This is a genomic window from Moraxella lacunata (assembly GCF_002027545.1).
GTDB lineage: Bacteria > Pseudomonadota > Gammaproteobacteria > Pseudomonadales > Moraxellaceae > Moraxella > Moraxella lacunata.
The window spans coordinates 1-12,519 of record NZ_MXAN01000069.1; the positions used below are offsets into that span (position 1 = coordinate 1).

The window sequence follows — 12,519 nt, forward strand, 5'->3', positions numbered from 1 at the left end:
AACTCATTGGAGATATACAAAGGTGTGTATCACGCACCAATAGGATTTTTCATTTAAAAGATGTGTGGTACGCACTTTACCATACGATAAATAAATTTTTTAAATTTAGCATTGGTGCAAATTGGGGTTAATTGACCATAAAACCTAAAAATTGATACTCTCTGCAAGGTTGAATTGCCATTCGTCTTATAGATTATGGGTAATCTGTATGTTGATTTTAATGTTTTTAAAATTTATTAACATAATCTTTTAAAAATAGTCTGTCTTCATTCATTTACCCCAACCAATCATCAAATTATCATTTATACTAATGATATATAAATAAAAACTTATAAATTAATTCTTTTTTATCAAAATAAATCGTTTTTCATTTGGAAGAAAATTTGCCATACTATGTCCAACTTATAATTTTTAATTATCTACTAATAGGATAATCTTATGAAAATGATTAGCGTGGTGTTAAAGCCATTCAAATTAGATATGGTGCGTGAGAGCCTGTCAGAGCTTGGCGTTACAGGCATGACGGTTAGCGAAGTCAAGGGCTTTGGTCGTCAAAAAGGGCATACCGAGATGTATCGTGGGGCGGAGTATGTGGTGGATTTTTTGCCAAAAATTCGTTTAGACATCGCCGTCAGTGATGACATGGTGCAAAGTGTGGTGGCAGCTATCATGAGTGTGGCACAGACAGATCATATCGGCGATGGTAAGATTTTTATCATGCCGTTAGAGCAGGTGATACGCATTCGCACCGGCGAGATGAATGAGCAGGCGCTGTGACTGGGTGAATTGATAGATTGGCAATTTAATAAGGGGTAACTATGAAAATCTTAGCAAACAAATGGCAAATCGGTTGGCTGTTGTTACTTGCCACAACCGCCCAAGCTGATGACGGCATCAATCATGGCAACAGTGCATGGGTGCTGACCACCACAGCGTTGGTGCTAATGATGACCTTGCTGGGTTTGGCGTTGTTTTATGCTGGCATGGTGCGTAAGAAAAATATCTTATCAACCATGATGCACAGCTTTGGGGCGACAGCGGTGGTGTCGGTGCTGTGGGTGATGATTGGTTATTCGTTGGCATTTAGTGATGGCGGTGCTTTGCAAGGGTTTATCGGTGGTACGGCACACGTCATGCTCTCTGGGGTGGGTATTGCCGAGCGTAGTGGCGACATTCCTTTGGCGTTGTGGATAATGTTTCAGATGACGTTTGCCGTGATTGCGGTGGCGATTTTGGCGGGGTCATTGGCGGAGCGGATGAAATTTGGCTCATTTTTATTGTTCTCGGGCTTGTGGGTACTGCTCGTCTATGTGCCAGTATGTCATTGGGTGTGGGGCGGTGGCTGGCTGACGGGCGATGCGTTGGACTTTGCCGGTGAGACGGTTGTCCATATCAATGCTGGTGTGGGTGGTTTGGTGTTGGCACATCTGCTTGGCAAACGCCAAGACTATGGGCGAGCCAACCTTGCTCCGCACAACCTTGTCTATGCCTTAATCGGTGCAGGGCTGTTGTGGGTAGGGTGGTTTGGCTTTAACGGTGGTTCGGCTCTGGCGGCAGATGGGGTGGCAGCGATGGCAATCATCGTCTCACAGGTGGCGGCGGCGATGGGGTTATTGACGTGGCTGTTGTGTGAATATGTGGTGCGTGGACGGGCATCGGCACTGGGCGGTGCATCAGGGGCGATGGCAGGTTTGGTGGGTATCACGCCAGCGGCAGGATTTGTGGGCGTATCAGGGGCGATGGCGATAGGCATGCTGACGGCATTGGGCTGTTTTGCAATGATACATTATGGCAAAAAACGACTGGGCGTTGATGATACGCTGGACGCTTTTGGATTGCATGGCGTGGGCGGTATCATTGGGGCGGTATTAACTGGCGTGTTTATTAGCCGAGAGTTATACCCTGATGTGAGGCATGAGAGCCTACTGACACAGCTGTGGTTACAAACCGAAGGGGTGCTGGCAACCATAGTATATTCGGCGGTGGTAACTTTTATCATTGGTATGGCAATCAAAAAGACCGTGGAACTGCGTGTTGATGATGAAGCTGAGTATCAAGGACTTGACCTAGCCATTCATGGCGAGAAAGTTAGCTAAATCGATAAGCAAGGGCATAATGCGTCCTTGCTTTTTCCAAAGGGTTTTTCCAAAGGGTTTATTTAACATAATCTTTTTATTTTGATAAAACAAAACCGCCAATATTTGACGGTTTTGCAATTAATTAGGTATTAAAAACCTTAAAACTCGCCCGTTACCGACCAGCCATTGACTAGCGGATAACGGCGTTCACGCCCAAAGGATTTTTTGGTAATCTTAGTGCCGATTGCCCCTTGACGGCGTTTGTGTTCGGCTCTATCTACCATGGTCAGCACACGTTCAACGATCTCAGGGTCAAAACCTGCCGCACAGATGGCTTTGTAGCCCAAATCTTCATCGATGTACATCTTCAAGATGGCATCAAGCAGGGCATAATCAGGCAAGCTGTCTTGGTCTTTTTGGTCGGGACGTAGCTCAGCCGATGGCGGGCGAGTGATGACACGCTCAGGAATGACAGGGTTGTCTTCTAGGCGATTGCGATAATCGGCTAGGCGGTACACGTCGGTCTTGTAGACGTCTTTTAGCACATCAAATCCGCCAACCATGTCGCCATATAGGGTAGAGTAGCCGACTGCATTTTCTGATTTGTTGCCAGTTGAGATGACCATGTGTCCAAATTTGTTGGATAGAGCCATGAGTATCACACCCCTTGCCCGAGCTTGCAGGTTCTCTTCGGTAACATCAGGGGCTGCCCCTGCAAAGAGTGGGGCGAGCGTGGATTTGAGTCCTGCCACGGCATCATGGATGGGGCAGATGGTATAAGAGACGTTGAGACGGGCGGCTTGGGCAGCGGCATCATCCAGACTCATCTGTGATGTATATTCATAAGGCATCATTACCGCATAGACTTTATCTGCACCCAATGCATCCACAGCGATGGCAAGGGTCAAGGCACTGTCAATGCCCCCCGAGAGTCCGACAATCACGCCCTTAAAGCCTGAGCGATTGACATAATCACGCAAACCAACGACCAAGGCTTGGTAGATTTGTGACTCTTCGGATAAGTCAAGTGGCGGTTTGGCTTGGGTGTCAAAGCGTCCACTTGATGCATCAAAGGTTGCCATAATTAGCTGATTTAAAAATCTCGCCCCTTCGTGAGCAATCTCGCCGTCGGCTTGACTGACGATAGAGCCACCGTCAAAGACGATGTCATCTTGGGCACCGACGGTATTGACATAGATGATGGGTAGTTTGTGCGTTGATGATTGGCGAGCGATGAGTGCTTTACGTTCGGCTTGCTTGCCGACTTCAAAGGGGGACGCATTTAGCACGACCACCATTTCTGCCCCTTCATCTTTGAGTGCTTTGATGGGGGCTTCGTGCCAGATGTCTTCACAAATAAGTAGTCCGATGGTCAGCCCTTTGTAGTCAAATAAGACTTGATTGCGACCTTTTTTAAAGTAGCGTTTTTCATCAAACACGCCGTAGTTTGGTAGGCATTGTTTGTGATAAAAGCCTTTTTGACTGCCACCTTGTAATATCGCCGCCGAGTTAAACGTGCCGTGATTGTCCACGTGTGGATAGCCCAAAATGGTGACAATGCCGTCTATCTTGGCAAGTTCATTCATGGCAATCTTGACACGCTCAGCCAAGGTAGGACGCAGTAGCAAATCTTCTGGCGGATAGCCGATGAGTGCCAGCTCAGGAAAGATGACAACGTCCGCCCCACGAGCTTTGGCATCTAGGGCAAGGGCTTTCATCTTGCCCACGTTACCCTTGATGTCGCCCACCCAAAAATTTGTCTGCATGATGGCAAAAGTAATCGTACCGTTTGGGGTGCTAATTTCGCTAAAATTTTCTTGTATTGACATTTGTAATTATCCAGTAAAGTGTATTGATGGTTATCGCCTGTCGTCAATCCATGTTTATCGGCAGGCAATGATGAGTTTGATTTGTCAAATCAGCTTGATGTTTGTATAAAACCAATTAAAACCAATCTAGACAAATCAACTTAGTATAGCACACTATCGCCTATTTTTGTGATATAGTAGGCATTATTTTGTGACTTTGACGTTTGCCATGTTTGCTTTTTTAATTAATCTTATCATCATCGCCATTGTGATGAAAATCTTCTTTAAATTCATGTATCCAAAACCGCCCAAGCACTTTTTTCCAAAAGCAGGCGATGATGTTGGTATCAGACGATGTGATTATTGTGGGCATGAGCTTGCCACCTATCGGGGTATTTTACAGATGGATGTGGCAGGCGATGGGCGGGAGTATTTCTTTTGTAATGACGAACATCAAAGTGCGTATTTTCGTGGCGATGTCTATCAAGCCGATGATGACTATGATGGTCTGCCCACCAAAAAGCCATTGGATGATGATTAAAGACGTTTAGAGATGGATGGTGGTTTAAAAAAACAATCCGACCACTTAACTGGCTAAATTTTTAAGATTTTAGGGCGTGTTGAACTTTTGTATTTGCAATGAAAAATAGGGGAAATCGCCCGTTTTTCAAGGAAAAAACGCAGGCTGATAGTCATTCTATCAGACAAGTTTTTGACGATGGAAAACCAGATTTAGCCATTTTTCATGCAAAAACATTACTTTATTTCTAAAATATTTCTATATTGTAAATAGTGTTATAAAGATTGTAAATAGTGTTATAAAGGTTCAACACGCCCTAATTTAATTTTTTAAATTAAGTGGTCGAATGGCTATTTTTCATGCAAAAATTGATTTAGAACGTTAAATTTTTACCTTATTTACCCCATTCTCAACTTTATATAAGTGCTTGATTTATCAAGGGTAAATTGCAATTCGCCCCTACAACCCAAAAAATTATTATAGGATAATCAATAAGTTAGGATTTCAAGTTGAGATTGAAGTCTTATTTATCAAATGCTATCAATGGTGGGCATGCCCCAATATCAATCATCAACTGACCATTAAGCGGCATCCACAAGTTCCTGCTGGATGATGTGTTCCATTTCTTTGGCACCGATGGTGGGGGCAAAACGTGCCACCACGTTACCATCAGCATCCACCAAAAATTTGGTAAAGTTCCATTTGATGTCATCGCCTGTGCGAGTTTGGTTAATTTCTGCAATCACTTCAAGCAATACTTCGTATCTGCTATTGCCAATCTCATCTTTGTCTTGGGATTTTAGGTGGCGGTACAAAGGATGGGTGTTACTGCCATTGATGTCAATTTTGGCAAACACAGGAAAGCTGACTTGATAATGCTCTGCCAAAAACTTAGCAATTTCTTCATTGTCTTCGACCGCTTGCCCAAATTCATTGCTGGGAAAGTCCAAAATTACCAAGCCTTTGTCTTTATACTTTTGATACAGTGCTTCTAATTCGTCATATTGGGGTGTTAGACTGCACTGGGTGGCAGTATTGACAATGAGTAAGGTCTTACCCCTAAAATCGCTGAGTTGAATTTCTTTACCGTGAATGCCTGTTACCAAAAAATCATGAATTGACATCGCTTAACGCATCCTTAAAAGTGTGCCAAAAATTATTGCAAAAACCATCATGTAATCTATCAAAATGGGACAAGAGTATACAAACCCATAAGACTATTATATATAATTTTTTGGAAAGTAAAATTTGTAAAAATCAATGGATTGATTAGGAAAAATTAATAATAATGGTGAGTAATTCTGATTGATTAATATCAATAAACAAGCATTTTGTTTAGTTTTTTTAAATAATCAAAGCCCAGTTTCTCAAAGCTAAAAATTGGTCGGAGAAACTGGGCTGATGTCAAAAAACGGTCGGTTAAGGTTACACCCACCCCTTTTTTTTGCGAAATTCTTTTAATACTTTAACAAATGCTACCATTTCTTCGGGTGTGCCAAGCGTTAGACGGTTGTAGCCGTCAATGGGCGGAAATGCACGTCCGACAAAGATATGACGCTCTTTCATACGCTCTTGATAGGTTTTGACATCCCCTTTAATCTCATGGAAAATAAAGTTGCCATTTGATTCGGCATATTTTAATTTAAGCTCTTTTAGGGCGGTCTCTACAATTTGGCGAGAGCGTAGGTTTGACAAGCGACTGTATTCCAAAAATTCGGTGTCTTGTAGTGATGCCAACGATGCCACCGCTCCTGACAGGTTGGTGTTGTCAAGCGACATAAAACGCTCAGTCAATTCAATTAGCTCTTTTGAGCCAATGGCATAGCCGATTCGCAGTCCTGCAAGGGCGTAGATTTTTGAGAAAGTTTTGGCAACCAAGACGTTGGGATTGCCTTGTTTGATAAATGCCAAACCGCTTTCAAAATTGGGGTTGGCGACATATTCGCCATAAGCTTCATCTAGCAAGAAATAGTGATTTTTTGGGGCGTTATTGACCCAATGTGATACGTATTTTTGGGCGTAATCGTACCTGTGGGGTTGTTGGGATTGCACAGATAAAACAGCGTAACGCCGTCAAAGTCGTTGGCGACTTTTTGCATTTTGGCAATGTCAAAGCCAAAATCTTTTGCATTGACAGGGACTTTTACCACCTTAGCCCCAAGAGCGTTGGCGTGCAGTTCGGCATAGTTAAAGGTTGGGTCTGGCACGACAAGCTGAAAGGCTTGTTTGTTTTGTAGAGCTTGGGTGTAAATCGCTTGCACGAATGCCTGAATGTTCTCGGATGAGCCATTACCAATAGAGAGTTGATTGGTGTTCACGCCATTGACACGGGCAAGCTCATCAACCAAGGCTTCACGTTGGCTGTCAGGATAGCGAAGGGATAAGTCCAAACTGTCTAAAATCGCCTTTTTTGCCTTGGGCGACATGCCGAGCGAATTTTCATTAAAATTTAGCAGTAATGGCGTATCTTTGCTTGGTGCAAACGCTGTAATGGTTGGTGTAATAGACATTTTGGCACAAGCAGGCATGGTACTGGCAAGACCAACACACCGCCTGATTTTAAGAAAGAACGGCGTGAGAACATGCTAAGCTCCTTACAAAAATAAAATTATATTGCCATAAAAGCAAGGATAAAGCAACAAAAAATAAAGGACGATTTACGTCCTTTATTTGTCATCATTACATATTCGGATAATTCGGCCCGCCACCGCCCTCAGGCGTTACCCATGTGATGTTTTGAGCAGGGTCTTTGATGTCGCAGGTTTTGCAATGTACGCAGTTTTGGCTGTTGATGACAAACCTTGCTCCGTTCGGGTCATTCTCATCTGCCACCACTTCATACACCCCCGCAGGGCAGTACAGGCGAGCAGGTTCGCCATAGAGCGGTAGGTTTTTAGTGATTGGCACGCTTGGGTCGGTCAATTTTAGATGACAGGGTTGGTCTTCGGCGTGATTGGTGTTTGAGATAAACACGCTGGATAATTTGTCAAAGGTCAGCTTGCCATCAGGTTTTGGATAATCAGGCTTGTAAGCGTGGTCGGCTTTGTCTAATTGGGCAAAATCATAACTGTTGTCATGAATGATGAGTGGCATTTTACCGCTTAACAAGTTTTGCTCCACAAAGATAAACGCCCCACCAAGCCACGTTCCCATGCGGTGCATGGCAGGCGAGAAGTTTTGGGCGGATTTGGCATCATCAAACAGCCACGAGTTTTCAAAATTGGTCTGATACTCGCTCACTTCATCGTGTTGCCGTCCGTCTTGGATTGCCTTAAAAATCGCCTCACCAGCGAGCATTCCCGACTTCATGGACGTGTGTGTGCCTTTGATTTTGGCAGGGTTTAAAAATCCTGCATCATCGCCCACCAGTACACCCCCTGCAAAGGTCAGCTTGGGCAGACTATTTAGACCGCCTTTGACCAAGGCTCTTGCCCCATAGGACAGGCGTTTGCCCCCTTCTAGGATAGGGCGGATAAGGGGGTGTAGTTTTAGGCGTTGTAATTCATCAAAGGGCGATAGGTGCGGATTGGAGTAAGACAAATCCACCACCAAGCCAAAGCTCACTTGATTGTTTTCGGCAAAATACAGCCACCAACCGCCAGTTGCCCCTGTGTCATTTAAGGGATAGCCCGAGCCGTGCAAAATCACGCCTTCTTCGTGCTTATCAGCGTCAATCTCCCACAGCTCTTTTAGTCCAATGCCATAATGTTGGGGGTCTTTATCCTTGTCAAGATGAAAACGGCTGATGAGACGCTTGCCCAAATGCCCACGACAGCCTTCGGCAAAGACGGTGTATTTGGCAACAAGCTCATAACCTGCCTCAAAAGACGGCTTAGGCTCACCCTTGGCATTGACCCCCATGTCGCCTGTTTGGATACCACGCACCGAGCCGTCAGCGTTGTAGAGAATTTCACTGGCGGTAAAGTTGGGGAATAGCATAATCTCCATGCTTTCGGCTTGTTCGGCAAGCCAGCGAACCACATTGCCAAGCGAGACGATGTAGTTGCCTTCGTTGTGCATACTGGCAGGGACAACCGAGCTTGGCAATTTGACCGCCTTTTTGGCGTTGGGGAGCATATACACACGGTCTTCGGTTGCCTTGACCGTGATTGGGGCATTCATGTTTTGCCAATCGGGGAACAGCTCGTCCAAGGCACGGGTTTCCATGACCGCTCCCGATAGGATATGGGCTCCGAACTCTGAGCCTTTTTCCACAACACAGACCATAAATCCATCAAGTCCTGCATCTATGGCAAGCTGTTTTAGGCGAATGGCACAGGACAGACCTGATACGCCACCACCGACCACGACCACGTCAAATTCCATTGACTCACGTTGTATCTCTTGCATGGTGTTTCCTTTTTGGCTGTTTAAGGTGAAACCTTGTAATGGCTAAAAAACAAATGATTATCAAATACAATGTTTGATAAATCAAATAATTATAAATGGTATATTTTACCAATCTTATCAAATTAGGCAAGTTAATTATGCCCTTATTTTTGATAAAATCATGACTGGTACGGTTATAAAAAGTTGTTGGGGTAGATACACCTAGCGAACCTGATATTTACCATGGGTTGTGTAGGGGCGTGTTGAACACGCCCGTTGGAGAGATTGGCAAGGCGTGCATTTTAAAGTTAAATGAATAAAAAGGTTAAAATCTTGGCAAATGTGATTTGTTGTGCTTTTTAAATCCTTAAAATTTATTTGCTTTTTTATAAAAATTTAGGCAAAATTAAACACTTCTTTTAAATGATAAGGCAAGGATAATGACGGATAACACAGATAAAAATTCCAATAAAAGCAACGACTTAACCAAACTTATCACAGCCCTTGGTAATGAACGCAAAATTCCACCGCTGGATAAATGGACACCCGAGACGATAACGCCTTTTGACATTGTCATTGATGACAATGGCGAGTGGTATCATGACGGGGTCAAAATCGCTCGGCAGTCGCTTGTGGATTTGTTCGCCAGCGTGTTGTGGGCGGACGGGGACGGCGAGCAAAAACGCCACTTTTTAAAAACACCCACGGACAAATACGAAATTACCGTAATAGACACGCCATTATTCATCAATACTGTGGATAAAGTTACCAAAAATGGCGATGAATGGATAGTGTTTGGCACGACCAACGGCGATAGCATTGTGCTTGATGATGAGCCGTTGTATTTTAAAACCGTGGTGCGTGATGACGTGGCGGATGATAGGCTGTATATAGACACCCGTTTTAACCTAACCGCTCGCATTGGGCGTAATGTGTTTTATCATTTAATAGAGCTTGGCGAGCTGTCAGATGAGCAGGGGCAGACGATTTTGACCTTGCAAAGTGGCGGTAAAACGCACCGTGTGGTTGCCCCAAATTTTAATTAGAAAAACTAAACAATATGATAAACCAGCACCCTGATTTTAAAGATGACCCTACCGCCCCGATTGGCGTATTTGATTCGGGGGTGGGGGGCTTGTCGGTGTATCTACACCTAAAAACACTCATGCCAAACGAACGCTTTATCTACTATGCCGACACCGCCAACGTGCCGTACGGGGGCAAATCGGGCGATGAGATTTTGCTTTTGACCTTGCAAGCGGTGGCACGGCTGTGCAAACGGGGCTGTAAACTCATCGTCATCGCTTGTAACAGTGCGTCCGCCCATGCCCTAAAAGCATTGCGTGAGCGGTGTAGCGTGCCGATTGTGGGGCTTGTCCCTGCGGTCAAACCTGCGTGTAGCCTGACCAAAACCCGCCAAATTGCCGTGCTCGCCACTCGGGCGACTTTAAATGGCTATCTACTAAACGATGTCATTACTGACGTTGCCATGCCACAAGGGGTCATGGTGCATAAGCATTTTGAGCCGACCTTGGTGCCGTGGGTGGAGAGCGGTATGCCGATTGACAGTCAAGTGGCAAACCTACTCATTAGACAAACTAAACAATGGGCGGACATGGGCGTGGACGTGATAGTGCTGGGGTGTACGCATTACCCGTTTTTTAAGGGGTTTTTGCAGACCTTTATACAAAAAGAAAATCTGGACGTGCAATTGATTGATTCAGGACTGGCAATCGCCCAACGGGTCAAATCCTTGCTTGATTTTTTTAATATCGCAAGCCCCACGCCAAACACCACCCCCATGCAGTTGTATGCCACACGCTTAGATGATGATTTGCTTGCCACCGCCGAGAAGTTAAGCGGTGAACCATTTATTGAGCTGATCGAATACCAAGAGTGAGCTTTTTTGTACAAAAATTGATTTAAAATGTTATCAGTGGCAGGCACACCCTAAACGCCAAACACTTCATTGTCAAAATTGGCAAAATATCAAAAAATGTATCAAAAAACAGGGCAATTTTAACGGGTTTTGTGCTTTTATGTTATTTTTTGATTTTTTGATGTGTTTTGGGTGGTATGGATATTTTTATTTTGATGAAAATTCTTTATAATAAGGGATTGCCATTTGAGCGTATGGATAAGAAAGATGAATGGCAATGTCACGTGTGGTTGCCAATAAAAGCAATATCCTTAACTACTTACTACTAGCCTTGGGGTTTTTGTGTCAAATCATCGTTATCATGTTCATGTCGCTTGTGTTGCTGATGACCCGCTGTTGGTTACTGCCCAAGATGATGTGGCGATATTCTTTGAAAGTCGGGCTTTTTTAACCAAAGACTTGGTAATTGCCCGTGCTGAATCTGCCAGTTATAGTTGGCGTTGTATCAACTCTGCCGATGTGGTGCTCCTGCTTGTGGGCAATCACTATGGTAGCACCAACGCATCAGGGGTCAGTCAGCTCCATGTCAGCTATACCAATGCCAAAGCCAAAAATAAGCCCATGCTCATTTTTGTGCATTCGGACGTGCTAAACAAACCTGCCAATAATCGGCTGATTGACTTTGTGGGGGTATTGGAGTCGCAATCGGGGCAGGCGGTGCATTATTTTGATGATAATACCAATCTGCCCAAACTGCTTGAAACTGCTTTTAATGCGTTGGATTTTGACAAATCTCAAGGATGGCAAATGGCAGGCATGAGCGTCAGAAATGCGTTGCTGTCTAAGCCCCCAAAGCATGCCAAGCCCGCCACTCAGAAGCAAATTTCTGCACCCAGTGATGCTCAAAAGATTGGGGCGTCTAGTATTCCTGCCCAATCCCATCTGACCAAATCTACATCTCATTCTCACGCCAAGACAGATGCTGATTTGCATGCCGCCTTAAAGCCCGCATTGGCACTAGACAGTGAATTTTTGGTAAGTTGCACCGCCCATGCGTTTCGGGGTGGCACGCTCATCGAAGTGTCCTTTGTCATCCCGCTACGCTGGCGAAACATCGTTACCATGCTTGCCAATGTGGTCATGCCATTTTCTGAGCAAGGGTTGGGACGTGCCTTAAATGATAATGTTGATAAGAATCTTGCCAGTCAAATCGTGGCAAGACAGTATCCTGACATCCATGCCGTCAGCCGAGTGCAGGTGGTCAAAGCTGATGTGCTGTGGATATTAGATGAGTTGGAGTTGGCAGGATGGATTGAGCCTGTGGGTCAAGGCTCCATGTGGCAAGCCACTGACAAAACATCCAACATAAAATAGCTAAAATAGCATTGCCAAATGGCAGGGCAATCGCACTATATTTAATTTTTAGCAAATAAAATTATGTTTTTGAAGAAATTGGCAATTTTTAGACACAAATTATTTAAAAACTCACCAAACCAATTATATTTTGAATAATTTATTAAAAATATATTTAGATAAAATTAACTATAAATACTAAATTTGCTTGATTTTTAATCAATTTCATGTAAAATTTTGTAGTGCGATTGCCCTGGCCAAATGGTATATTTAAGGCACATTAAATTGACATGGCTTAGCCAAAAGAATGGGTTGCAAGGCTCGAAAAGTGAGCAAAATCCAAGAAATCATGCTCAAAGATACAAATCTAAGATACAAAATTTAACACAAAACAGATGACATCACTGCCAAAATTTTGTTAGGATGAAGTGGTTGTATCTTGGTTGTGTGTTTTTAATAGACTTCTTTCCAAATCCTGATTTTTATGGATTTTTAAAAACTTCAACCCCAATACTTATAAGGGTTTATTTTTAGTTTGGAAAGAGATTTAAT

Annotated in this window: 11 protein-coding genes; 6 read left to right on the forward strand and 5 right to left on the reverse strand. The window is 43.9% G+C overall.

The features are described from left to right. The first annotated feature begins 438 nt into the window (after positions 1-438). Complete coding sequence (locus B5J94_RS09900) at positions 439-777, forward strand: P-II family nitrogen regulator (protein WP_062501594.1); 339 nt, start codon at positions 439-441, stop codon at positions 775-777. Between the two features lie 41 nt (positions 778-818). After that, on the forward strand, positions 819-2,096 hold the full coding sequence (locus B5J94_RS09905) for an ammonium transporter (RefSeq protein WP_062501592.1): 1,278 nt from the start codon (positions 819-821) through the stop codon (positions 2,094-2,096). A 140-nt stretch (positions 2,097-2,236) separates the two neighbouring features. Here B5J94_RS09905 and B5J94_RS09910 read toward each other — a convergent pair whose 3' ends face one another. Beyond that, positions 2,237-3,907, reverse strand: coding sequence for an NAD+ synthase (locus B5J94_RS09910; RefSeq protein ID WP_062501554.1), 1,671 nt, complete (start codon positions 3,905-3,907; stop codon positions 2,237-2,239). 190 nt (positions 3,908-4,097) lie between these two features. On the opposite strand from B5J94_RS09910, the gene B5J94_RS09915 reads away from it, so the two are divergent. Further along, on the forward strand, positions 4,098-4,427 hold the full coding sequence (locus B5J94_RS09915) for an eL24 family ribosomal protein (protein ID WP_228144580.1): 330 nt from the start codon (positions 4,098-4,100) through the stop codon (positions 4,425-4,427). Positions 4,428-4,987: 560 nt separating this feature from the next. Here B5J94_RS09915 and B5J94_RS09920 read toward each other — a convergent pair. The 4 genes from B5J94_RS09920 to B5J94_RS09930 all read right to left on the reverse strand — a co-directional run bounded on the left by B5J94_RS09920 (position 4,988) and on the right by B5J94_RS09930 (position 8,756). Next, positions 4,988-5,530, reverse strand: a complete 543-nt coding sequence (locus B5J94_RS09920; protein WP_062500352.1) for a glutathione peroxidase — start codon at positions 5,528-5,530, stop codon at positions 4,988-4,990. A 301-nt stretch (positions 5,531-5,831) separates the two neighbouring features. After that, entirely contained in the window at positions 5,832-6,371 is a 540-nt protein-coding gene (locus B5J94_RS15040) for an aminotransferase class I/II-fold pyridoxal phosphate-dependent enzyme (RefSeq protein ID WP_255216934.1), read from the reverse strand. Continuing rightward, positions 6,365-6,934, reverse strand: coding sequence for an aminotransferase class I/II-fold pyridoxal phosphate-dependent enzyme (locus B5J94_RS15045; RefSeq protein ID WP_265734268.1), 570 nt, complete (start codon positions 6,932-6,934; stop codon positions 6,365-6,367). The genes B5J94_RS15040 and B5J94_RS15045 overlap by 7 nt, the downstream gene beginning before the upstream one ends. A gap of 151 nt (positions 6,935-7,085) precedes the next feature. Then, positions 7,086-8,756: an electron transfer flavoprotein-ubiquinone oxidoreductase gene (locus B5J94_RS09930; protein ID WP_062500354.1), complete on the reverse strand. Its 1,671-nt coding sequence runs from the start codon at positions 8,754-8,756 to the stop codon at positions 7,086-7,088. A 419-nt stretch (positions 8,757-9,175) separates the two neighbouring features. On the opposite strand from B5J94_RS09930, the gene B5J94_RS09935 reads away from it, so the two are divergent. From B5J94_RS09935 to B5J94_RS09945, 3 genes are all read left to right on the forward strand, one after another. Next, positions 9,176-9,781 carry a DUF1285 domain-containing protein gene (locus B5J94_RS09935; protein ID WP_062500356.1) on the forward strand — a complete coding sequence of 202 codons (606 nt, stop codon included), beginning with the start codon at positions 9,176-9,178 and terminating at the stop codon, positions 9,779-9,781. A 14-nt stretch (positions 9,782-9,795) separates the two neighbouring features. Beyond that, positions 9,796-10,635 (forward strand): glutamate racemase, encoded by an 840-nt coding sequence (gene murI, locus B5J94_RS09940; protein ID WP_062500358.1) that lies wholly within the window; start codon positions 9,796-9,798, stop codon positions 10,633-10,635. Positions 10,636-10,956: 321 nt separating this feature from the next. Continuing rightward, a complete protein-coding gene (locus B5J94_RS09945) occupies positions 10,957-11,988 on the forward strand; it encodes a hypothetical protein (protein ID WP_062500359.1) in 1,032 nt (343 codons plus the stop codon). Positions 11,989-12,519: the final 531 nt, after the last annotated feature.